The 21,948-nt window shown below is 45.0% G+C and carries 31 protein-coding genes and 3 pseudogenes; 26 read left to right on the forward strand and 8 right to left on the reverse strand.

What is annotated here, in order from left to right; genetic code table 11:
* Positions 1-7 precede the first annotated feature (7 nt).
* The 7 genes and pseudogenes from RS881_RS48115 (at position 8) to RS881_RS48145 (ending at position 4,564) form a co-directional block, all read left to right on the forward strand.
* Positions 8-802, forward strand: coding sequence for a hypothetical protein (locus tag RS881_RS48115; RefSeq protein WP_315817335.1), 795 nt, complete (start codon positions 8-10; stop codon positions 800-802).
* 101 nt (positions 803-903) lie between these two features.
* Positions 904-1,989, forward strand: coding sequence for a B12-binding domain-containing radical SAM protein (locus RS881_RS48120; RefSeq protein ID WP_315817336.1), 1,086 nt, complete (start codon positions 904-906; stop codon positions 1,987-1,989).
* 20 nt (positions 1,990-2,009) lie between these two features.
* A complete protein-coding gene (locus tag RS881_RS48125) occupies positions 2,010-2,234 on the forward strand; it encodes a hypothetical protein (RefSeq protein ID WP_315817337.1) in 225 nt (74 codons plus the stop codon).
* Between the two features lie 118 nt (positions 2,235-2,352).
* Positions 2,353-2,721 carry a methyltransferase domain-containing protein gene (locus RS881_RS48130; protein ID WP_315817338.1) on the forward strand — a complete coding sequence of 123 codons (369 nt, stop codon included), beginning with the start codon at positions 2,353-2,355 and terminating at the stop codon, positions 2,719-2,721.
* A complete protein-coding gene (locus RS881_RS48135) occupies positions 2,616-3,038 on the forward strand; it encodes a hypothetical protein (RefSeq protein WP_315817339.1) in 423 nt (140 codons plus the stop codon). Before RS881_RS48130 ends, RS881_RS48135 begins: the two co-directional genes overlap by 106 nt.
* Before the next feature lie 180 nt (positions 3,039-3,218).
* A pseudogene (locus RS881_RS48140) lies at positions 3,219-3,494 on the forward strand (cobalamin-dependent protein); the annotation flags it as partial.
* Positions 3,495-3,727: 233 nt separating this feature from the next.
* Positions 3,728-4,564, forward strand: coding sequence for a B12-binding domain-containing radical SAM protein (locus tag RS881_RS48145; RefSeq protein ID WP_315824847.1), 837 nt, complete (start codon positions 3,728-3,730; stop codon positions 4,562-4,564).
* A gap of 43 nt (positions 4,565-4,607) precedes the next feature.
* On the opposite strand, the gene RS881_RS48150 is transcribed toward RS881_RS48145, so the two are convergent.
* On the reverse strand, positions 4,608-5,561 hold the full coding sequence (locus tag RS881_RS48150; RefSeq protein WP_315817340.1) for a hypothetical protein: 954 nt from the start codon (positions 5,559-5,561) through the stop codon (positions 4,608-4,610).
* A 288-nt stretch (positions 5,562-5,849) separates the two neighbouring features.
* Between RS881_RS48150 and RS881_RS48160 the strand changes: the two genes are divergently transcribed.
* A complete protein-coding gene (locus RS881_RS48160) occupies positions 5,850-6,326 on the forward strand; it encodes a sugar transferase (protein ID WP_527250366.1) in 477 nt (158 codons plus the stop codon).
* A gap of 667 nt (positions 6,327-6,993) precedes the next feature.
* On the forward strand, positions 6,994-7,482 hold the full coding sequence (locus RS881_RS48165) for an RNA polymerase sigma-70 factor (RefSeq protein WP_315824848.1): 489 nt from the start codon (positions 6,994-6,996) through the stop codon (positions 7,480-7,482).
* 1,587 nt (positions 7,483-9,069) lie between these two features.
* Here the strand turns inward: RS881_RS48165 and RS881_RS48170 are convergent.
* Positions 9,070-9,942: a helix-turn-helix domain-containing protein gene (locus RS881_RS48170; RefSeq protein ID WP_315817343.1), complete on the reverse strand. Its 873-nt coding sequence runs from the start codon at positions 9,940-9,942 to the stop codon at positions 9,070-9,072.
* On the reverse strand, positions 9,831-10,313 hold the full coding sequence (locus RS881_RS48175; protein WP_315817344.1) for a hypothetical protein: 483 nt from the start codon (positions 10,311-10,313) through the stop codon (positions 9,831-9,833). The genes RS881_RS48170 and RS881_RS48175 overlap by 112 nt, the downstream gene beginning before the upstream one ends.
* Positions 10,314-10,603: 290 nt before the next feature.
* Here RS881_RS48175 and RS881_RS48180 point away from each other — a divergent pair, with 290 nt between their 5' ends.
* Positions 10,604-11,362 (forward strand): phospholipase D-like domain-containing protein, encoded by a 759-nt coding sequence (locus RS881_RS48180; protein ID WP_315817345.1) that lies wholly within the window; start codon positions 10,604-10,606, stop codon positions 11,360-11,362.
* Positions 11,317-11,808, forward strand: coding sequence for a phospholipase D-like domain-containing protein (locus tag RS881_RS48185; RefSeq protein WP_315817346.1), 492 nt, complete (start codon positions 11,317-11,319; stop codon positions 11,806-11,808). The genes RS881_RS48180 and RS881_RS48185 overlap by 46 nt, the downstream gene beginning before the upstream one ends.
* Here RS881_RS48185 and RS881_RS48190 read toward each other — a convergent pair.
* Complete coding sequence (locus RS881_RS48190) at positions 11,773-12,162, reverse strand: hypothetical protein (protein ID WP_315817347.1); 390 nt, start codon at positions 12,160-12,162, stop codon at positions 11,773-11,775. The genes RS881_RS48185 and RS881_RS48190 overlap by 36 nt on opposite strands.
* Positions 12,147-12,710 (reverse strand): metal-dependent hydrolase, encoded by a 564-nt coding sequence (locus RS881_RS48195; protein ID WP_315817348.1) that lies wholly within the window; start codon positions 12,708-12,710, stop codon positions 12,147-12,149. Before RS881_RS48195 ends, RS881_RS48190 begins: the two co-directional genes overlap by 16 nt.
* Before the next feature lie 157 nt (positions 12,711-12,867).
* Between RS881_RS48195 and RS881_RS48200 the strand changes: the two genes are divergently transcribed.
* On the forward strand, positions 12,868-13,023 hold the full coding sequence (locus RS881_RS48200) for a hypothetical protein (protein WP_315817349.1): 156 nt from the start codon (positions 12,868-12,870) through the stop codon (positions 13,021-13,023).
* Positions 13,024-13,031: 8 nt separating this feature from the next.
* A pseudogene (locus RS881_RS48205) lies at positions 13,032-13,738 on the forward strand (Gfo/Idh/MocA family protein).
* Positions 13,739-13,935: 197 nt separating this feature from the next.
* Here RS881_RS48205 and RS881_RS48210 read toward each other — a convergent pair.
* The 3 genes from RS881_RS48210 to RS881_RS48220 are packed head-to-tail and all read right to left on the reverse strand — an operon-like array spanning position 13,936 to position 15,354.
* Positions 13,936-14,319: a hypothetical protein gene (locus tag RS881_RS48210; protein ID WP_315817350.1), complete on the reverse strand. Its 384-nt coding sequence runs from the start codon at positions 14,317-14,319 to the stop codon at positions 13,936-13,938.
* Between the two features lie 49 nt (positions 14,320-14,368).
* Entirely contained in the window at positions 14,369-15,043 is a 675-nt protein-coding gene (locus RS881_RS48215; protein WP_315817351.1) for an acyl transferase, read from the reverse strand.
* A complete protein-coding gene (locus tag RS881_RS48220; protein WP_315817352.1) occupies positions 15,040-15,354 on the reverse strand; it encodes a hypothetical protein in 315 nt (104 codons plus the stop codon). Before RS881_RS48220 ends, RS881_RS48215 begins: the two co-directional genes overlap by 4 nt.
* A gap of 51 nt (positions 15,355-15,405) precedes the next feature.
* Here RS881_RS48220 and RS881_RS48225 point away from each other — a divergent pair, with 51 nt between their 5' ends.
* The 13 genes and pseudogenes from RS881_RS48225 (at position 15,406) to RS881_RS48285 (ending at position 21,603) form a co-directional block, all read left to right on the forward strand.
* Complete coding sequence (locus RS881_RS48225) at positions 15,406-15,591, forward strand: hypothetical protein (RefSeq protein WP_315817353.1); 186 nt, start codon at positions 15,406-15,408, stop codon at positions 15,589-15,591.
* Positions 15,588-15,788 carry a hypothetical protein gene (locus RS881_RS48230; protein ID WP_315817354.1) on the forward strand — a complete coding sequence of 67 codons (201 nt, stop codon included), beginning with the start codon at positions 15,588-15,590 and terminating at the stop codon, positions 15,786-15,788. The genes RS881_RS48225 and RS881_RS48230 overlap by 4 nt, the downstream gene beginning before the upstream one ends.
* Before the next feature lie 213 nt (positions 15,789-16,001).
* Positions 16,002-16,217, forward strand: coding sequence for a hypothetical protein (locus RS881_RS48235; protein ID WP_315817355.1), 216 nt, complete (start codon positions 16,002-16,004; stop codon positions 16,215-16,217).
* 53 nt (positions 16,218-16,270) lie between these two features.
* Positions 16,271-16,546: a hypothetical protein gene (locus RS881_RS48240; RefSeq protein ID WP_315817356.1), complete on the forward strand. Its 276-nt coding sequence runs from the start codon at positions 16,271-16,273 to the stop codon at positions 16,544-16,546.
* A gap of 11 nt (positions 16,547-16,557) precedes the next feature.
* Positions 16,558-16,854, forward strand: coding sequence for a hypothetical protein (locus RS881_RS48245; protein ID WP_315817357.1), 297 nt, complete (start codon positions 16,558-16,560; stop codon positions 16,852-16,854).
* Positions 16,855-16,981: 127 nt separating this feature from the next.
* Complete coding sequence (locus RS881_RS48250; protein ID WP_315817358.1) at positions 16,982-17,479, forward strand: hypothetical protein; 498 nt, start codon at positions 16,982-16,984, stop codon at positions 17,477-17,479.
* Positions 17,480-17,604: 125 nt separating this feature from the next.
* A pseudogene (locus tag RS881_RS48255) lies at positions 17,605-18,281 on the forward strand (zinc-binding metallopeptidase family protein).
* Entirely contained in the window at positions 18,254-18,709 is a 456-nt protein-coding gene (locus RS881_RS48260; protein WP_315817359.1) for a zinc-binding metallopeptidase family protein, read from the forward strand. Before RS881_RS48255 ends, RS881_RS48260 begins: the two are co-directional and overlap by 28 nt.
* A complete protein-coding gene (locus RS881_RS48265) occupies positions 18,706-18,888 on the forward strand; it encodes a hypothetical protein (RefSeq protein ID WP_315817360.1) in 183 nt (60 codons plus the stop codon). Before RS881_RS48260 ends, RS881_RS48265 begins: the two co-directional genes overlap by 4 nt.
* On the forward strand, positions 18,881-19,438 hold the full coding sequence (locus tag RS881_RS48270; protein ID WP_315817361.1) for a hypothetical protein: 558 nt from the start codon (positions 18,881-18,883) through the stop codon (positions 19,436-19,438). The genes RS881_RS48265 and RS881_RS48270 overlap by 8 nt, the downstream gene beginning before the upstream one ends.
* 39 nt (positions 19,439-19,477) lie before the next feature.
* On the forward strand, positions 19,478-20,257 hold the full coding sequence (locus tag RS881_RS48275; protein ID WP_315817362.1) for a class I SAM-dependent methyltransferase: 780 nt from the start codon (positions 19,478-19,480) through the stop codon (positions 20,255-20,257).
* 112 nt (positions 20,258-20,369) lie between these two features.
* Positions 20,370-20,672: a hypothetical protein gene (locus RS881_RS48280; RefSeq protein WP_315817363.1), complete on the forward strand. Its 303-nt coding sequence runs from the start codon at positions 20,370-20,372 to the stop codon at positions 20,670-20,672.
* Entirely contained in the window at positions 20,638-21,603 is a 966-nt protein-coding gene (locus RS881_RS48285) for a hypothetical protein (protein WP_315817364.1), read from the forward strand. The genes RS881_RS48280 and RS881_RS48285 overlap by 35 nt, the downstream gene beginning before the upstream one ends.
* Positions 21,604-21,948 lie beyond the last annotated feature (345 nt).

Here is a 21,948-nt window from a genome sequence, read left to right on the forward strand (position 1 = left end):
ACAAAGTATGGCACGTATGAATCCTGACGCTTCCCTGACCGGTTCGGTAGGGAATTTCTCCTTTTACAAAATGAAGGGGGTAGACAAGCCCATCGTGCGCAGCAAAGGCGGCGCTTCCAAACAGAAGATCAAAACCCACCCTGGATTTGAAGCTACGCGGCGTATCAATGCCGAATTTGGCGGCCGTGCTACTGCCAGTAAATGGATCATGCGCATGTTATGGCCACAAAAAGCCCTGGCGGATCACAATATTGCCGGGCCACTCAATGCCCTGATGAAACCCATCCAGGAAATGGATAATGGCAGCGAATATGGAAAACGTAACATTGCTTTATCCCAAAACCCCTCCATCCTGGAAGGCTTTTCGCTCAACCGGAAGATTGGTTTTGATACAATCGTTCGCGCCCATCTTGGCTGTACTGTATCCAGGAACAACCTGCAGGCCCGTGTGGAGATTCCTGCACTGCTGCCGGCCATTAACCTGTATGCACCCAATACGCACCCTTTGTATGGCATTACTATAGTTATGGGCATTATCCCCGATCTGTTTTATACACCCCACCAGTATGCCCCCAGGACCGACTACAGCCACCATGGGCCGGAAGTCAACATGACAACATGGTATCCGGCACTGGAGGGATCACCGGCTACTACCCTCGAAATAAAATACCCGGTCATTCCACCCGATGAACAATTCAGTATAATAATTTCCATTGGTATCCGCTTTGGCATGATGCGCAGTGCCACCCTGATCGACCAGGCACCTTATGCCGGGGCCGCCCGGGTATTGGCGATGGCATAAAGAATAAGCTTCTTACCAATCACAGGCAACCTAATCGGGATACAGCCGTAATTAAAATGATAGCTTGATCAACCTGATTTTTGGTTAGCAATGAATGGTTTATGAAGAAGATCCTCTTTTCGCATTCTTATTTCCTGCGTTTTGATCCCAAACAATGGAATACAGGCCAGCCCTATGCACCCCTGGGTACCCTGTATGCTGCAGCTTACCTGCGCGAAAACGGCTATACGGTTTCCCTTTTTGACAGCATGTTTGCCCAGGGAGCTGAAGAAGTGCTTCCCAGCCTGGACAGTTTTGAACCTCAGTATTTTGTGATCTATGATGATGGGTTCAACTACCTCACCAAGATGTGCCTGACCAATATGCGCGAAGCGGCCTTCCGCATGACCAAACTGGCCAAAGCAAGAGGATGCACGGTGATTGTGGCCAGTTCGGATTCAACCGATCATTATGAACAATACCTGCAGGAAGGAGCCGATTTTATTGTGCTGGGAGAGGGCGAAGTAACGCTGTATGAGCTTATAAAAGCCCACGGTGAATCATCTACCGACCTGCACACGCTTCCAGGTATAGCTTACCGTACAGGGGATGCTGTTGTTAAAACAGGTAAACGGGCTGTGATCAAAGACCTGGACAGTCTCCCTTTCCCTGCCTGGGACCTGGTAAATATGGAACCTTACCGGGCCATGTGGCTACAGCATGCCGGCTATTTTTCGATCAATATGGGTACCACCCGGGGCTGCCCATTCAAATGTAACTGGTGCGCCAAACCGATCTACGGCAATCGCTACAATTCCAGATCACCACAGCATGTTGTACAGGAACTCAAATGGCTCAAAGAGCAATATCATTTTGATCATATCTGGTTTTGTGATGACATTTTTGGACTAAAGCACGGCTGGGTACAGGAATTTGCCACACTGACGGAACAGGCCAACCTGCAATTGAAGTTTAAGATACAATCCAGGGCCGACCTGCTGGTGCAGGAAAATTATATCCGCTCACTGGCCAGGGCAGGTTGTGAAAACACCTGGATGGGGGCAGAAAGTGGTTCACAGGCCATACTGGACGCTATGGATAAAGGCACTACAATTGAACAGATCCATACAGCAACCCGCTTATTGAAACAATATGGCATACGCCCTGCTTTTTTATCCAGTTTGGTTACCCTGGCGAAACAAAAGTAGATATCCGGAAAACCATCCGCATGATCAAGGAACTGATGCCCGCCGAATTGGGTATATCGGTATCGTATCCATTGCCTGGCACACCTTTTTATGAACGGGTAAAAAATGAACTGCTGGGAAAAGCCAACTGGACGGATTCGGATGAACTGCAGTTAATGTTTAAGAATACCTATTCGCCGGCCTACTATAAAAATTGCACCGGCATGTTCACCAGGTGTTCCGCACGCGGCAAGGATGGATGGTAGTAAAAAAGCGGTGAAGAATCCCCTGGCGTTGAAACTGGCTGATGTTAAAAGATAGCAGCGGCTTGTTTGTTCCTTCCGCAAATCCTTATTGGCCGGCTGCAACTGAACCAATTATCGTATGAGTAAGCAAGCCGCCTTCGATGTACTGGCGGCTGATTATGATACCAGCTTCAGCCATAGCCTTACGGGCCATGCGCAACGCATGGTAAGCAGGGCATGGCTGCAATCTTTTCTGGCAGGCAAGGGAACACTGCGCATATTGGAAATCAATTGCGGCACCGGTGAAGATGCGCTTTGGCTGGCCTCGCTGGGGCATACGGTAATAGCTACCGATCAAAGTGAGCGCATGATCGGTGAAGCCAGGGAAAAACAGCTCCTGGCATGGCTAGTGGCAATCCCGTGTTTATTACCTGTTCCTTTGAAGACCTGGGCAATACGCTGGCACAGGAACGCTTTGACCTGGTATTTTCCAATTTTGCCGGCCTGAATTGCCTATCGCCCGAAGGGCTCACTGCACTTAATGAGGCATTGCAGCAATTGCTTACTGATCATGGCCATATAGCCGCGGTATTATTTGGCAAATATTGCTGGTGGGAAACCTGTTATTATTTATTGAAAGGCGATGGCCATAATGCTTTCAGAAGGTGGACACGCAGGCCGGTGGACGCCCGGCTTACCCCCACTGTATCACAACCGGTTTTCTATTATTCTGTACGCCGGTTTATGAAGAACATGCAACCCTTTGCCCTGCTGAAAAAAAAAACCGGTAGGCCTCTTCATCCCGCCATCCTATATGGAACATAGCATGCGCAAGTACAAACGGGTATTTGGCCTGCTGGTAAAAATAGAACAATGGGTGCGCCCTGTGTCCTTTTGCAGTGCACTAGCCGATCATACTTATCTACTTTTAAAAAAGCAAACACCATGAAGATCCTGCTTACCCATGGTTACTTTCTGGGCGAAGACGAAAAAGAACAAGCCATTATGCGCCCCTATGTGCCCCTGGGTATTCTGTATATTTCGGCCTACCTGGAACAACATGGATATGAGAACCGGGTATTTGACAGTACCTTCTCAACTTTTGATAACCTCTGCAAAGCATTATTGGACGACCGGCCACAGGTAGTAGGCATTTATACCAACCTGATGACAAAACTGAATGTGCTGCGCATCATTCAATTCATCAAACAAGAACCCTTATTAAACCATACGAGAATTGTATTGGGAGGACCTGAAGTGCGCAATCACCTGGTGAAATTCCTGGAACAGCAGGCCGATTTCATAGTATTGGGTGAAGGAGAGCAAACGATGCTGGAACTGGTACAATGGGTAGAAGGAACCAATACGAGCGACTTAAGTACCATCGATGGCATTGCTTACCTGGATGCACAACTGGGCGTACGCCAAAACCGGGAAAGGGGTAAACTAAAGAACCTGGACGAATTGCCCATGCCCAATCGTACAAAGGTGAACCTGCAATTGTATTTCGATGCCTGGAAAGAACGCCATGGCACCAATGCCATTTCGGTAAGCACCATGCGGGCTGCCCCTATTCCTGTAAATGGTGTAGCAGGGCGGTATATGGACAGAGTTACCGGCGCAGAAGTGCCGTTGCGGTAGCCGATGAAATTGCCTGGATCAAAACGCATTATTCAGTAGACAGTATTTGGTTTGTAGATGATGTATTTACGGTAAGCCATAAATGGCTGGATGAATTTACGCAAGAGGTTACCAGTCGAAATATTGTCATGCCTTTTGAATGCATTACCCGGGCCGACCGGATGAATGAGGATGTTATTTTGAAGTTGAAAGCCAGTGGCTGCTTCAGGGTATGGATCGGCGCCGAAAGCGGATCACAAAAAATTATAGACCTCATGGACCGCCGGGTAGAAGTACAGCAGGTAAGGGATATGATCAAACTGGCCCGGTATCATGGTTTGCAAGCCGGTACTTTCATCATGGTAGGTTATCCTGGCGAAACAAAAGAGGATATCTATGAAACCATCCACCACCTCAAATCGGCCGAGCCCGACCTGTTTACGATTACAGTAACCTACCCCATTAAGGGAACACCTTTGTATGCCGAAGTAGAAGACCGGTTTGTTACCAGCCTGCCCTGGGAAAGCAGTACTGACCGGGATATAGATTTCAAACGAACTTATAACCGGCGTTACTACGATTATGCGATCCAATTGATCAACAATGAAATGTTTTACCACAAAGCACTGAAAAAGCCCCTGGCCAACCTGTTCCGGCTACCGGTATTCAAGTGGAGAGCGGTATTGGCGCAAAGAGGTATGCGATTGGAAGAACGAAGAAGCCAGGCGTAAACCGGTTACTGCGCATGGGCATGTGCCGGCTGTAGTGAATGATCTATTGTTTGCAGCAAGGCGCGTCGGGCCCAAACTGCCTCCAGCTTTTGCTGGTATCGCTCCAAGATGCTTTGTTGAAAAAAACAGGGTTGGGTTTTGAAAAATGTTTACCCGTAGACAGGCCCATTCTTACTCCCCGCATATTCAAACGCTGTTCATCTTCCTTTTGTTTCCACCGGCGGGTAGTTAGTTGCATCAGGTAATCCTCCAGGCGACTTCCAATCCGGCTATTGAATATATGCTCACTTAATTTTTTAAACCAATCACCCTTATTATTATCGGGGTACAGCGCTGTTTTTCCAGCATAACCGGGAAAATACTGCTGCACCCAGTCATTTTCGCGGAAGAACTGAGGAATGGTCTCATTACCACAAACCGGCATCAGGGTGGCCAGTTCGATAGCGGTGAAATAATTCTGTTCCCTGATCAGTAAGGCTTCCTCATCAATATAATAGTTCATACAAAACCAATGTTGTCCACCCCATAGGTAAGTGAGCTTCTTGAACAAATGCATCATTGTTCTGGCTATCCACAAGCGGTTGGCGCTGGTAATAATGAAGAAATCAATATCGGCATTGTCATCAGCAAAATGTTTGGACAAGGACCCCGAAATGCAAACACCCCGTACATAAGGAAAATGGTACAGGAGCCGGGCTATCCGGTGCGCTGTTTTGAGCATCTGTTTGGCTTTCTTATTCCCTTTTATCCGGCGGGGCACCAACTCGGCCTTTTGCTGCAATGAATAATACCCATCCTGCCCAAATACCAGCCCTTCTTGTACCAGGTATTGCAACGCAGGTTCAAGGTCTTCGGCGCTGGCGGTGCATTCCAGGAAAAACAACACTTCGGGTGCAGTAAGTGGATAGCTAAACAGGTCGAACCATGCCAATACTTTCAAAATATTATCCTCCAGGTCAGCAGTACGGCACACGGGCGATGTATCAATAGTATACATGCAGGCAACTATTTTTTTGATGGTATCGTATTCTCTTTGAAATACTGTGATTGGCAAAAAAAGGTTGCTTCTACTCACAAGATCACCGAAGCCTGGTATTGATTAATATACAGCTCATACAATCAATGTAAGCATGGCAGTAACACTACAACAAGATGCCCCCTTGATTAAGGAGGGAAAAAGAAGCATATCGTACAGGAATTATATTGCCGGCAAGTGGTCTTATTTCCTGGTGAAGCGGGTAATTGATATGGTATTGTCGGTATTTATCGTGCTTGGCGTATTCAGTTGGTTATTGCCTTTGCTGGCATTGTTGGTGAAACTGGATTCACGGGGGCCCGTATTTTTCTACAGCGGAGAGTGGGTAAAGGTGGGCGTTCATTTACCTGTTATAAATTCCGTACGATGGTGATTAATGAGGAGGCCGATGAAAAACAAGCGGAGGAGAATGACAGTCGTATTACCCGGACAGGCCGCTGGCTCCGGAAAACCAACCTGGATGAATTACCCCAGTTTGTCAACGTACTGCTGGGCCAGATGAGTATTGTAGGTCCGCGCCCTCATATGCATGCTGATTGCCGGCAATTTGGCCGGATGATACCCCATTATAAGTTAAGGAATATGGTAAAACCGGGTATTACCGGATTGGCCCAGGTAAATGGCTTTCATGGGCCAGCCATGGATTATGAAGCTATTTCCCGGCGTTATCAGTGGGATATTTTTACCTGCGCAATGCTTCCACCTGGCTGGATGTCAAAATCATGACCCGCACCTTCACCCAACGGGTACGCCTAAGGCTGCCCGCTTCCACAAAGCAGCCCTGGGCAGATTTAGCAGCCAGGAAACATCCTGGCAGTTGCTGAAACGTTTGTGCAAATGGGTAGCATAAAATAGCGCCACTTTATTAAAATCTAAAAATTCAGGGGAAATTGCTCATAACGGCAAAGGGAATGGTTATTTTGCTAAAATATTTTTAAGCAATAGCGCCTTATATATTAATATATTACAATGTCCCGGTGTAAAAAGTAGATGGGCGAATTTTGTAATATTGAATATTACTTGTAAACTTGTTCTTGAAAATAGTATTCCTCCTCCTCATTCTGGTAAAAGTAAGCTCTCAGGTAGCAATGTTTCATTAGTATAGTATCGAATGGTACTACTATTGAATAGTTCCTGTTTTGGTTAACGAGTTTTCGTTCAACAGTTGAATGTTCGTAATGAGCATCTACTTGTCCTTGTATTCCCATCAGTAAAGTTCTAGCACCACTATCGGTGGCAATGAGTTATTGTCCAAACTGATAGTGCTGGCCATCGTTTGGTTTGCGATACGTTATTTCTTTAAACCGTTTTAAAACCTGCTGTTGATGCACCAAGAGGCAACTTGCGCAACTATGTTAACCGAGCTTAAAGGCGAAAATCCGAAGGCTTTTGCATTTTCTTTGACCTCCATTATAACCCGCTCTGCTATTTTGCCGAACGATTGGTAAAAGATCAGCAGGTAGCGGAAGATATTGTGGAGGAAACGTTTATGAAGTTATGGGACAAACGGTCAGATTTCGAGAGTGAGCATGGCATTAAAGCCTTCCTCTACATTACTACCCGTAATGCCTGTATTAATATTATCAAGCAATCCCAACGGGATACCTTATCACAGGCCGAAATGCTTTATCTGGCAGAAAAGAAAGAAGGATTTGTTCTCAATGAAATGATCCGGGCGGAAGTGCTTCGGGTTATTGGCCAGGAGCTAAACAGGCTGCCGGTTCAATGCCGCACCATCCTTAAGATGAGCTATGTAAAGGGCCTTAAAAACCATGAGATCGCAGATAAGTTGGAAATTTCCATCCATACCGTCAGGAATCAAAAAGCCAGGGGCATTCAATTATTACGCACCAAATTTGAAGGCACTCAAATTCTAAGTTAAAACCTTATTCATTCCTGCTTACGTACAACTACTTTTTGCGTGTAAAAAGCGACTTGCTAACTCATATATTCCTTTAACAGCAGTCATTATTAGCATAAACCTGTATCATTTTGGGAATAATAAATACATAGCAAAAAAATATATTTTGATTCCGTTTAGTACAAAATGACCAATAAGTTGTTTTATAAGTAGAACGCTCCGCATAAGGATCAGGTTAACGCCGGCGCTTAGGTGAGCTTGATAATAACAGTGAGTTGTAAATGGAATTAAGTTCTTTAGATAAAATAATTGCCCTCTCAGCATACCAAATTCATGTAATGCTGCTCCTATATGGCCTGTAATGGGTCTATAATAGCAGTTAGTTTTGATCTCATGTGACTGTTTGGTTGGGTCACAACAAGGGAGTGTTTCTACTCTCCCTTTTATTTTTCTTTTAAGCAGCCGGTCTCTAGCCGGCATCTAAATAAAAACTTTCGGAAAGAATCTTCCCTGAACAAAACAACAGGACACCGGACTAAAGAAAAAAGTGAACCCCGTTCACTTTCTTTCCTCATGTGCATCATGCCTTCTTCCGGGTACAGAAGAGGGCACATGAATCCCCACAGCCGGGTATTCTTACCTGGCTTTTATTTTCTCCCTACTTCGCAAGGAGCCCTGCCTATCTGCTTCCTCCGCACCTAACATCCAACAGGCTTCGGTTTATGCAGTCCACGAAAAAGCAACTTCATGAACTGTTTAATTATAATCCGGGTGCCGGTTATGCAAAACCGCGTTATCACCCATGTATTTCCACTGCCAGGAGCGACAGAGCAGGGAAAACACCGCCATTCAATGGTACACCTTGCAAATTATGCTGACCCTCTAACCTAAACATAACCAAGGCCTCGTTAACACCAAATGGACCTTATACATAACCAGGCACCCGGATTGTAAGAAGAGTTACTACTATATCCCATTTTTCAAGGCAGGCTAAAAAGGAAGGCGATTATCCCAAAAACCTGCCGGGTTAAACATACTATTCTTTCCCACCTAAATATCCAACCGATTCAGTCACTTTGTTTATGTTATCCGGATAAAAATTTCTATAATTGACTACTAACTCATTTTTTTCGACTGTCTATTAAGTGAAAACCATTAGACAAATGGTATCAAAAAACTACGTTCTGTAATTACTCCTTCACTTATACGTTATTAACCAATTATATAATGGCTACCGACAGACCCAAGGGTCACTTTTTGTCCATAGATAATTCACGAGTGTATTCAAATTTTAATAATAATTTTTCGATTTCCATTTAGTACTAAAAGCCCATACAGTTGTTATAACTATAGTTCAATGATTCGTTGTGTTGTAATATTAATTCCAATACCCCCATCAAGTTTACTTGTACTTCTGACTATCGCTTACTCTCTTCCGCATCCTGGTTAAACCAGCCAACCTGTGGATTGGCCAAACCACCACCCCATAGGCTCGAAAACGTCTTATGTTTCACCAGCATATAGATTAATAACTTTACATCCGATGAAAGAAGAGCAAATCATTCAAGCATCCTTAATGGCAAGGCTAATCACCCAGGCCCTTTGTACTCACTCAACTGCTTCAGACAAAGCCACTCTACAAGCCTGGACCGAGGAGCATGCAGATAACCAATTATTAATTGATGAATTAACCGATCCGGACAAACTCCACCAACAAATGGTCGACTTTAGAAAGTTTAAAGCGCTGGCCGGGCTGGAAAAGATCAACCAGCGCTTATTTGGCGATCCCGAAGGCTGGAGCGCCTGTTCAACACCTAGCACAATTCCATAATACCTACCTCCCCGGTTTAGGATGCGGGTTCCTCCCGTGATCATTGCCCTGTACTTCACTGGGCAAGAGGCTGAATTTTTCTTAAACGCCACTGTGAAACTGGATATATTTTTATAGCCTACACTTATGGCTACCGCATGCACTGTCATCGTGGTTTCCTGCAATAGTCTCCGGGCTTTCTCCATCCGCGCTTCCAGCAGAAATTCAAAAATGGTAATGCCATACAATTGTTTAAATCCCTTCTTGAGTTTGAAATCATTCAAACCTATTGTATATGAAAGGTCCATCAAGGTGCCAGGATGATCCAAATGATGCAGCAAATATTCCCAGGCCTCCCGCAACTTGGCCAATTCATAAGGTTGCAGCTTTACTTCATTGACCGGGATCTTTACCATCATCAGGCGGGTAAGGGCCATCAACAATAACCTAAGTAATAAGGCTTCCAGGTAGGTACTTTTAAGGTTGCCGGTATATAAACAATAATGCATATTGTGCAGTATCGTCATCATATCAGGCGTAATATGGGCATGCACCGGGCTCAACTGGCAAGGTAAACCCAGTTCGGTCTTAATAAGGAATTCGGCCAGGTAGGGAAAATGCGACTGCAACTTTTCCAGGTGGCTGCGGGAAAAGTGAATATCATACACCATGTATTTTTCCCCTTATCAAACCAGGTTTGGTTTAGTATGGCAGGTGCATACAGGATATTGAACTGGCCTTGGGGCAGCCTTGTTTTACCCATACCCTGCTGCTGAAACCGAAGGGTACGATTGATTGAAAAACACAACTGAAATAAAGGCGCTTCTGCGACTGCACTTAAAAAGGTGCTTTGCTTTATAAAATAGCTTTTGTACCAAAAACTAAAGTCTGGCCCGGCCTGTTCATAAAACAACAAGGCCCCAAAATCACCAGTAGCATATAGCTCCCTGGCGCCAGGCACATGGAAACGGGCAAGGGAGGAAGGTATTGTTGGAGAATAAGCTACTGCTGTATGCTCCCCGGTCATTAAATTAAAATCCATAATTGTACTTTATCCTGCTTCTACACATCCTGGCAAGAACATGGAAATATAGCAGTTATGGTTAACCTAAAATTTGCCGGGTAAGTAATTACTACTAATAAAAACTAAGGCGTTGAATTTAGCCCCTTGTTTTTTTGATATAAAACAAGTCCCGTGCCTGATTATGGGCTATTGCCCGGATACAGATTACACCTCTCGGCTAGCATCCCCTTGTACCAGGTATCATCACTTTATTGCCTGTAGAAAAGTCAAATTATTTCAGAATAGAATATTTTACTAGCTTGTAGCCTATGTCTTCGGTAAGATCCAGGCCCTCTTTTGCCTATACCAGCCACAATACAGCCCAATTGATCCGTGGCGGAGGGGCCTATTTTACCCTGCTTTTGTCGCTTATCGACAAAGCCCTGCATACCATTCATTTACAGGTATATATTTATGATGAGGATGAAACGGGCCAGGAAGTGGCGGTAGCACTCATGGCAGCAGCCAGGCGAGGGGTAGCCGTTTACCTATTGGTAGATGGTTATGCCTCACAAAACTTACCGGCCCATTTTATCAGCAAGTTGGAACAGGAAGGTATTCACTTCCGCTTCTTTCAACCCCTACTAAAAAGTGACCATTTCTATTTTGGCCGACGCCTGCATCATAAAATAGCCGTAATAGATGCCCGCTACAGCCTGGTGGGCGGTATCAACATCAGCAATAAATACAATGATGGCTTTGACCAGCCGGCCTGGCTCGACTGGGCTTTGTACACCGAAGGTGAAATAGTTCCGGAATTGGTACGGGTATGCCTGGAGTTGTGGACAAAGTCAAAAAGAGAACGGAAGAAACTATTGTGGCAAACCCACCCACCAGTTGGTCAACCGCAGCCCGCCTGTGCCATCCGCTTGCGGAGAAATGACTGGGTACAAAAAGAGCGCAGATCACGAATAGTTATCTGGGCATGTTTAAAGAAGCCAGGTCGCATATATACATTATGTCCAGCTATTTCTTACCGGGCATGCTGGTGCGGAAGAAAATGGCCCGCGCCGCCAGAAGAGGGGTAAAGATCAAACTGGTGTTGGCAGGCATCTCGGATGTAAAACTGGCCAAACATGCCGAACGTTATATTTACCGTTGGATATTCCGCAATAATATCGAGGTATATGAATACAAATTAAGTGTATTACATGCCAAGATTGCTACATATGATGGCAAGTGGGCCACCATTGGCTCTTACAATGTAAATAATATCAGTGCTTTTGCCAGTATAGAGCTTAACCTGGATGTACAGGAAGAAATATTTGCTCAATCTATGCAGCAGCATATTGAGCAGGTGATCGGTGAGGATTGTGAACGGATCACGGAAGAGGATTACCGGATCCGGTATAATTTTCTGAAAAGATTATACCAACAATGTTGTTACCAGGTAATACGCATTCTTTTCTTTCTATTTACTTTCTATTTCAAACAACGTTCATTTAAGACCGCGGATGCGGCGAAACATAGATAGTACAGTCGCTTTGTTCCAGTTGATGAACCGCCCTCGTTGTATAACCAGCGAATTTTCGTCGGGTTTTTGCAGGTAAAAATGAAATACAAATCGGGCATCGGGTTCCTGCCATCCAATGATCTGCCCAAAGCGAAGGTCATTAAATACCAAGGTACTATCGTACTGGTCTATAATATAATATCCTTGTGAAAACCGGATGAGCCTTTGCAGGTCTCCGGCCTCTTTCACCGGCTCCAGGTAATCATCATGGCGCAACTTATAATGGAATAAAGTGGTATCACCTCCCTTATCCATGACAGACCGATGGCCGGTATAGTAACCTTTATCGTCTTCCATCACTACAAACCATAGCATATTGTTGAGGGGGTAGGCGTACTGAAATATCGGTTCCAGGTAATGCCTTGTTCCCGGGCAATGGCTTTCACTGATCTGTCGACCGCATTTTTATTGACGATACTGATGCCGATGTACACTACACACAGTACAAAAGCCGAAATGGCCCATTTGAGGCGGGCGGCATAGCTGGTGCGAGAAAACAGCAATACCAGGAAAGCAATAAGGGGCCAAATAGAAAATAAAGGATCGGCTACAAAAAGCAGGTTAAAAGAAACCCGGTAATGCGAGAATGGTTCAAACCAGCCGGTGCCGTATGCATTGCAGGCATCCAACACCACATGTACCAGCATTTCCAGGGCAAAGAACAGGGTCCATTTTCGCCAGGTATAATTATGTGGCCGATGCCACCGGTTGGCCGCCAATGCCAGCAGTGGCGCAACCAGCACTACGAATAAAAAAGAGTGGGTAAAACCACGATGCGCCAGCAGGTCATTGGCCGGATTCATCCAAAAAGAAGCGACAAAGTCAATATCCGGCAGGCTTTGGGTAAGGATGCCCCAGAACATAGCCTTTTACCAAACCGTTTGCCGGCAACGACCTCTCCAATACAGGCCCCCAGTACGATATGTGTAAGCGAATCCATAGATAGTGGCAAGTTAGTAATAGCAAATCATTTACCAGGCTATATAGCTTTCAAATTGGCTATCTTGCCAAAAATACAGCATGGCACAACCAATCAGGGTAGGTCTTGTAGGCTTTGGTATCTCGGCAACCGTATTTCACGCGCCCTTTTTTGTTACCATGCCGGAGTATGAACTGGTAGCTGTAGTGGAAAGAACAAAAATGAGTCGCAAACAAAATACCCCTATGTACGGGTAGTGAGAAGTATGGAGGAGCTGTTGGCCGATCCTTCCATTGACCTTATTGTGATCACTACACCCAATGAAACGCATTTCCCTTATTCCAAAGCAGCCCTGTTGGCCGGCAAACATGTAGTAGTAGAAAAACCGTTTACCAATACAGTGGCCGAAGCAAAAGAACTGGTGGAGCTGGCAGCCAGTAGCGATAAGGTATTAAGTGTATACCAGAACCGCCGCTATGTGAGCGATTTTTTAACCATCCGCGATATCCTGGATCAGCAGCTATTGGGTGACGTGCATGAGTTTGAAGGGCATTATGACCGTTATCGGGCCGAAGCACGGCCAACGGCCTGGCGTGAGGCAGTGAAGCCAGGCAGTGGTATCCTGTACGACCTGGGGGCCCACCTGATCGATCAGGCTTTGTACTTTTCGGATTGCCCAAAAACATAACCGCCGACATTCGCCAGCAACGGCCCCATGCCAAGGTAGATGACTATTTTGACCTGCGGCTCGATTATGGGTTTACCAGGGTAATCCTGCATGCCAGCATGTTGGTGCGCGAGCCAGGCCCCCGGTACATGATCCACGGAACAGTAGGTTCTTTTATTAAAAGTGGGGAAGATCCTCAGGAAGCCCTGTTGCGGGCAGGGGCATTACCCGGGGAGAACAGTGGGGGCAGGAACCTGAGGCCATTTATGGCTTGCTACATACCGAACTGGATGGAAAGTTGGTAAGAGAAAAAATGGCCTTCCCAGGCCGGCGACTTTGGCTTATACTACAAAAACCTGTACGATGCCATTGTACACCAGGCGCCATTAAAAGAAAAACCTGAACACGGTTATAATACGGTGCGCATGATTGAACTGGCTTTGGAAAGCCATCAGCGGCAAGGCACTATTCCCTGTTCAGGTTTACTGGATATACCCTACCGCTAACTATTGGCAGGGGTTTTGAAAACTTCCTTGAGGTCATATTTTACAGTAGGCGGCCCATCAAACATCATACAGCTTACACAATCAGAGGGCTCTGTAGGATGGATCGTAAAGTAAATGGTGTCGCCAGCCTTAATATCGGTGGGCAACTTGCACTTATTGGCTACATCAAATACATTGTCGTAGACCATGGTTGTATCCATCATGTTTTTCCAACCATCTTCTCCTACGGTGTCTTTATTGAGCGCCTGTACTACATAACTGGCGCAACTGATGCGGATCACTTTTCCCTGTACACAATCTTTTGATGGCTGTTTTTTGTTCACGCCACACTGAAAGGCAATAATGGCCACCCCTACGATGGCGATAATGGTTTGCTTCATAGCGATTAAAATTTGGTTATTGACATTAGATGATCTGAAAACGTTGCTTTTACATTCCTGCCACCATCAAACTGCAACCCCGGATATCACTATTGTCCATACGCCCCTGTACTTCAAAACTACCATCTTCATATACGCGCGCCACATCTTCGGTCGCAATAAAGGAACAGGAGTAAATATTGGCCAGGTCTATTACATTCAGGATACCGCTACCTGCCCGGTGTACGGCAAAGGGATCATCTTCTTCCCGCACCAGCACTTTCATCCAGGGCGGGCAATGCAAAACTCCTGCCCCGGTCGAATAAGCCTGCGATAAGAGTTCCGTCATACCATATTCTGCATGAATGGCCGGTAGTCCGAATGCCGCTTGCAGGAGGTCATGTACCTGTTGACGGGTCATTTCCTCCCGCCTGCCCTTCATACCGCCAGTTTCCATCACAATGGTATGTTTTAAAGGTAGGGGAAACTTTTCAGCAAAGTCAAGCAAGGCAAAGGTTACGCCGATCAGCAGGGTCTTTTGGCCTCGTGCTTCCAACTGTTGTAAAATACCCTGCAGCTTTGCATGTTCGTAGAGGTAAAACCCACTGGCCTCATGCCCACTTTGGCGGATCAGCTCATCAACCATCACCACCAGGGAAGAATGGCTGCGTTCGAGGTAAGATGGAAGCAATCCAATGATACACCAATCTTCCACCGCACCGTAAAACTGCCTGAATGCGGTCAAAAGCTGCGTTTGTACAGGCCAAGATCCTTCACATAATGCCGGCTGTTGATGGTTTGGGTAGTGCCACTGCTCTCAAATATCGCCTCGGCCTCAAAAGCCGTAGTTTTGACAGTATGGGTTTTGAAGCATTGGATGGGCAGAAAGGGGATCCCGGCCAGGGACCTGATAGACTGCCCAACTATTGGCAGGCTGTTTACGTATTGATTATAAACGGGGTTATGTTTATATTGAAAGTGAAACAGGTCTATTGCCAGTTCTTCAAAATGAGCCTTATCCGTTGAAAATATTTTATCTTCATGTTCACATTTCATATCGTATTGTTAAACCACAAGCGGTTAAATTTGTACACAATCATGAAAAATATGCGTTATATAACCCTCTGCGCCGGTATATTGTTGGTGTTGGCCTGTGGCAAAGATAAGCCGGCAACCAAACCCTCCATAAAAATTACCTCGGTCAGTGGGAATATTGTACCGCCCAGTGGCGGCCTGAGTATTACCCTGGAGTTCAATGATAAGGAGGAGATGTCAATGATTCACTTTTCGTGAAAAAAATACGCCTCAATACCATACCACCCGTCAGTGGCACCACCATCAGGGACAGCTTTTGGTTAAGAATTCCTGATTTCCCGGCCAAATCGACTGGTGAGATCATTTTGAACTTGGATTATCAAAATCACCTCATTTCAGCGGCACAGGCCCCTACGGATCCCAGCGATCCCACTAAAAAATATCCGACACGCTGATCATTAGGTTTGCCCTGCAGGATAAAGGCGGTCATACCAGCGACACGGTACAAACTGACAAGATCATTATCCTTCGTTAGTAAAAACCAGTTATTACCGGCCAGCCAGTACTACACCGGCACTACCTTCAGGCAAGGCAAAATACCAGCCTGCTCAATCTTTGTATCCATTCATTAGCTTTGGTTGCATTATCGCGGATAAAATCAATACCTGATGCAGAATACAAACCGGCTGCTTGTTGTTTCGGTACTTTACCTGCTTGTCTTTGCTCTTTGTTATCCCTTATACCAGTATATATTTGATCTTGATGGTATCGGCTACCTGATGGTGGCTAAAAGACTGGCCGCCGGCGATTATTCAGGGGCTGTCAATGGTTGCTGGAGCCCCTGCATTCCTGGCTCATTGTTCCCTTTCTCAAATGTGGTATAGATGGCATCACAGCTTTCAAAATTTCAAATGGTATAATAGGGTGGGGCATCCTGGTGTGGGTAAACAGGCTGCTGAATAAAACCACGATCACCGAAACGCTTAAAACCGTCGCCCTGCTTACCTGCATCCCGATTGTGGTAAGCTACGCCTACTATGAATTGGCCGCCGATATATTATTCTGTCTCCTGGTATTGATCTATACGGATATTGTCTCTGCCAAAGATCTTTTCACCAACCGTAACAGGAATATTGCCTGTGGTATTATTGCCTGTCTGGCATATTTTGCCAAAACCTTCGGTCTTGCCTTTTTGTTGTCCATTTTTTGTTGATTCAGCTATGGATGTACAGGGCATCCATCCTTAGTAATAGGAAAGCCCTGGTTGTAAGGAACATTTTTATAGCCTTCTCCACTTTCCTGCTATTGGCCAGCCCCTGGATCTATTTACTCTACCGCAAATATGGCTTTCTAACCTTTGGATATGCTGCCGAATTGAACTTTAAATGGACCCTGCTGAACAGGTTGGAATACCAGGGCTCCCTGCTAAAAGCGCCCCCTTTATCAGGTTCACCCTGCGAATGGGAAGACCCCTCAATTACCCATTCCGGTACGAAAAGGCAAGCTTTTTCTTTCTGTTGATCCAGGAGATCAGGCTTATCCTTACCAATTTTATGACAGCCTTACAAACGCTGACCACGCTTTCTTTTTAAGTATCACCATTTTGCTTGGTCAGCTGGTTTATCTACTTAAAAAAAGAGAGCAACTGTTGACCATATTTCTCCAGGTCATGGTACTTTTTCTTGCCGGCTATATGGCAATCAGTATCCAGCAGCGTTATATCTGGGTTATCACTTTCCTGCTACTGATCAGCGGAACCCTGCTGATGCAAAAAAGTGTAGAGCTGATACGGCTGGCCCCCAAATACTGCATGATTGCCTGGGTGCTTTTCTTCAGCAGTTTTCTGGTATTCCCTGTTAACTGGCTAAAGGATGCCGCCGGGGCCGACAAAGAGCTGTTCATGCTGGCCAAAGAATGGAAAGCCAAAGGCATCCAGGGGAAATTCGCCTCTACGGCCAACGGTAACCATCAGCTATTGCAGCGGGTAGCATATATAAATGATTCTCAATACTATATACCAACAAGAGAGGCCAACAATTACCGGGAATTGCAAACCGCTGTTCAGGAGAATGGCATCGACTATTTCTTCTTTTTTTTACCGGTACAGTACCGATTTAGATGCCTTTCAGCAAACAGGGCTGTATAAATCTGCCACAGCCATCACACACAATGCACAGGCAAGAATAGTAGTATTGAAGATCCATTAAAATGCAAGGTAGAAATATGTAATTTTAAAGCTTTATATACAAATTCAACTTATTATCAATAACCATGGCAAAAGCAGTAAAGGCTAAATCGATCATCACAAACAACGCATTCCGGTTCCTGAAAGAATATATCAATAATCCATCACCCGTAGGATTTGAAAGCAGTGGACAGAAGTTATGGCTTGAATACCTGAAAGGTTATGTTGACACCACTTTTGTTGATCCCTATGGAACAGCAGTAGGCATCATCAATCCCAAAGCTCCCTTTAAGGTAGTCATTGAAGCTCATGCCGATGAAATAAGCTGGTTTGTAAATTATATCACTGCCGAGGGGTTATTGTACCTGAAACGTAATGGAGGTGTAGACCATCAGATAGCCCCGGGACAAAGGGTATTCATTCATGGCAAAAAGGGCCCTGTAAAGGCGTATTTGGATGGCCGGCCATCCACACCCGCCTGGGCAACCCTGATGTTAAAGACCCCCAGCCCAAGGTAGACAACCTGTTTCTCGATACCGGCGCCCGCAATAAGAAAGAAGTGGAAGAATTGGGTATTCATATTGGTTCTGTGGTCACCTACCAGGATGGTTTTGATGAACTGGCCAATGATTACTACATCGGCCGGGCTTTTGACAACCGTATTGGCGGATTCATGATTGCCGAAGTAGCCCGCTTGCTGAAAGAAAATAAAAAAGCCTTCCCTATGGGCTCTATGTGGTTAATGCAGTACAGGAAGAAATAGGATTGCGTGGGGCCGAAATGATAGCCCGCCGCATCAAACCCAATATTGCTATCATAACCGATGTTACCCACGATACCTATACACCCATGGTCAATAAAATGATTGAAGGGGATGTAGCTTGTGGCAAAGGTCCTTCCCTGGCTTATGGCCCGGCTGTTCACAACAAACTGCTGGACCTGGTACAGGACGTAGCCGAGAAAAAGAAGATACCCGTACAGTTAAGAACGGTTTCCAGAAGTACTGGTACAGATACCGACTCGTTTGCCTATGCTAACGACGGTTGCCCTTCGGTACTTATTTCTATCCCCCTGCGGTATATGCATACGACGGTGGAAATGCTGCATAAAAGCGACATTGAACAGACCATACAACTGATGTATGAGACTTTATTAACTTTATCGCCCAAAACAAAGCTTAGCTACCTATGATATTAACATCCATATTCCTATATGTTGATCCCGGTAGTGGCAGCTACCTCGTACAAGCCATTATAGCTGCTATTTTAGGCGCTTTGTTCTATTTCAAAAATATATGGTGGCGTGTCAAAGCATTTTTCTTTAAACCCAAAAAGGACGACGCGACCGGGAACGACAATGTAAATGATTAACTACAACAGGCATCCGTCATCCTTCAAAGACCCGGCTGGTTTCATATTCCAGGCTGAAGGAATTACATACAGGCAAGTCAATCAATCCTATGCAGCTGCTTACGACCGGCTCATGAGTAGTGGTTTGTATCAGCAATTGGTGAACAAGCAACAGCTGATCGACCATCGGGAAATACCTGATAACATCACCCAAATGCCGGAATGGTATAAAACCTTACAACCGGCTGCTGTTCCTTTTATTACCTACCCTTATGAATGGAGTTTCGACCAGTTGAGGGATGCGGCCTTACTAACATTAGATATACAACAAACGGCCCTCAACCATGGCATGACGCTCAAAGATGCCACTCCCTTTAACATTCAATTTATTGAAGGAAGGCCCGTTTTCATTGACACCCTTTCTTTTGAAAGCTACGATCATACCAAACCCTGGGTGGCTTACCGCCAGTTTTGCCAATGCTTTCTTTTCCCGTTGTACCTGGAACATTACCTGAAAAAGACGTACAGAAAATACTCAGTACCTACATCGATGGCATTCCGGTTGATGTAACGGCCCGCCTTTTGCCCTGGAAAAGCAGCCTAAGCCTGGGTGTATGGCTGCATGTATACCTGCAGAATACGGTTCAGCGCAACAAGAAAGAAGGAGGTAATACCGTCCAGTTTCAAAAAAAAGAAGCTGCTTGATCTTATCAGCCACCTCAAAAGTATATTGCACCGTTTTCCCGAAGAGCGGCCGCATAAAACTACCTGGAACAATTACTACGAACACACGATCATAAGCCAGGAATACCTGCAGCAAAAGGAAGTTATTTTCCGTCAGTTTTGCGAAGGGTTAAATGTCCAAACAGTCCTCGACGCAGGCGCCAATGACGGCTATTTCTCAAAGATACTTGCTTCCCGGGGATTACAGGTTATCGCCACAGATGTAGACGGGCAGTGCATTAACCGTTTATACCAGGAGATAAAGAAGAAAGGCATCCCTAATATATTGCCACTGATACTGGATATTTCCAATCCTACTCCCGCAATAGGCTTTCATAACCGCGAAAGGGCCGCTTTCCATGAAAGGATAAAAGTTGACCTGGTCATAGCGTTGGCACTCATTCATCACCTTGCTATCGGGAGAAATATCCCCTTCCCTATGCTGGCTGATTACTTGCAGGATACAGCACCCGAGCTTATTATTGAATTTGTGCCGAAGGAAGATGAAAAAGTAAAACAGATGCTGGCCAGCCGTGCAGATATCTTCCAGGACTATACTGTAGCCCATTTTGAAGAAGCTTTTTCAATTCACTTTGATATATTGAAAAAGGCTCCGGTACCGCATACAGCGCGTACCTTGTATCACATGAAAAGGAAAAGGTCATGATGCCCCAAACATTAAAACAGAAGCCCTGGTTTGTGCTTTTGTTGCCCCTCTTTTTGTTATTCATGGTTATGCTGAACATTTTGCTTTTATCGGTATACGGGATATTGTTTATTTGCTGGGTAGCTATTGTGTAGCCACGCTGGTTGTTTTCCTGCCATTCCAGCTCGTTTTCCGGAATACCAGTAAAGCGGCCTTGATGGCCACAGCCCTCATGTCGGTTTATTTATTCTATGGCGCCCTGTTTGATTTTTTGAAAGCCCACTCACCCATTAAAGGATTACACAGGTACAGCATATTGCTTTCCATACTGGCAGCCGGATCTATTGCCTTGTTTATTTTCCTGAAAAAAACCAAAAGCCCTTTACTAAACTTGTGTTCTTTTGAATGTATTGTTTTTGATCTATCTCGGTATTGACCTGGCCACCATTGGCTGGAAAGCAATTTACCTGGACAATAATAAAATGGGCAATTACAGCTTTGCCCGGCAAAACAACCTGCACATTCCCGATTCTTGTAAGAAACCAGATATTTATTTTTTCATATTTGATGAATACGGAAGTTCCCGCTTTTTAAAAGAAAGGTTTGGGTACGTTAATGACCTCGACAGTTTCCTGGTATCCCGCCAATTTGGTTTACAACCCAATAGTATCAGCAATTATAATTTCACGCCTTTCTCGGTAGCTTCTATTCTCAACATGAATTACCTGCACATTGTAGACAGCAGCGGCAGGGTAAACCGGTATGACTACCTGAATTGTAACCCTTTGATAGAAAAGAATGAGGTGATTAAATTCCTGGGCATGAATGGCTACACCATCGTCAATTTGTCTATTTTCGACCTGGCAGGCAGCCCCTCTATCGTACAACAATCCTTACTGCCATTAAAAACCCGGATGATCACAGAGGGTACTTTATTTGCCAGGATATACCGCGACTTTGAATGGTATTTCTATTCTAATAAACTACTCGCAAAACTTTTTGGGAAAGCAGCCTTTACTTTTCTTGAACACAGGGATAACAATGCAACCTTTTTCAGGGAAGTAATCCACCAATCAACCATAAAAAGCAAAGAGCCTCGATTTATCTATACCCACTTTATGATGCCTCATTTCCCCTTCTTCTTTGACCGTTATGGGAATCAAAAATCAGACTCTTCGCTGGTTCGGGAAGCAATACTACCCAACCCTGCCAACTATGTTGAATATGTACAGTACGTGAACAGTAAGATCCGGGAATTGGTAGATACCATTAAAAAAATACCAACTCATCCGCCGCCATTATTTTACTGGGCGATCATGGCTACAGGAACAGGAGCGATACCAGCATCAATATTTTTAGGAACCTGAATGCCACGTATTTTCCAGACAAAAACTACTCGAAGTTTTACGATAGCATGTCAAACGTAAATTATTTCAGGATCACCTTCAATACCCTGTTCAATCAACAGATTCCACTATTAAAAGACTCTACTACCTATTTATCTGGCAAATAAGCCTGCCGGAGGCCTAGTGATACCTGCCATAAAGGGTTGTGAACAATAAAAAGACCTTGTTGTTATCAGCAAATAGTTTTTATATTTTTGACCCTTATTGGGTCTAAACAGACAATCTAACTACTATGATAAGAAACGACTGGACGCTAGAGGAGATACAGGAAATTTACAATATGCCCTTTTTGGAGCTGGTTTACCG

The sequence above is a fragment of the Paraflavitalea speifideaquila genome (genome assembly GCF_032395985.1).
In the GTDB taxonomy this organism is placed as follows: domain Bacteria; phylum Bacteroidota; class Bacteroidia; order Chitinophagales; family Chitinophagaceae; genus Paraflavitalea; species Paraflavitalea speifideaquila.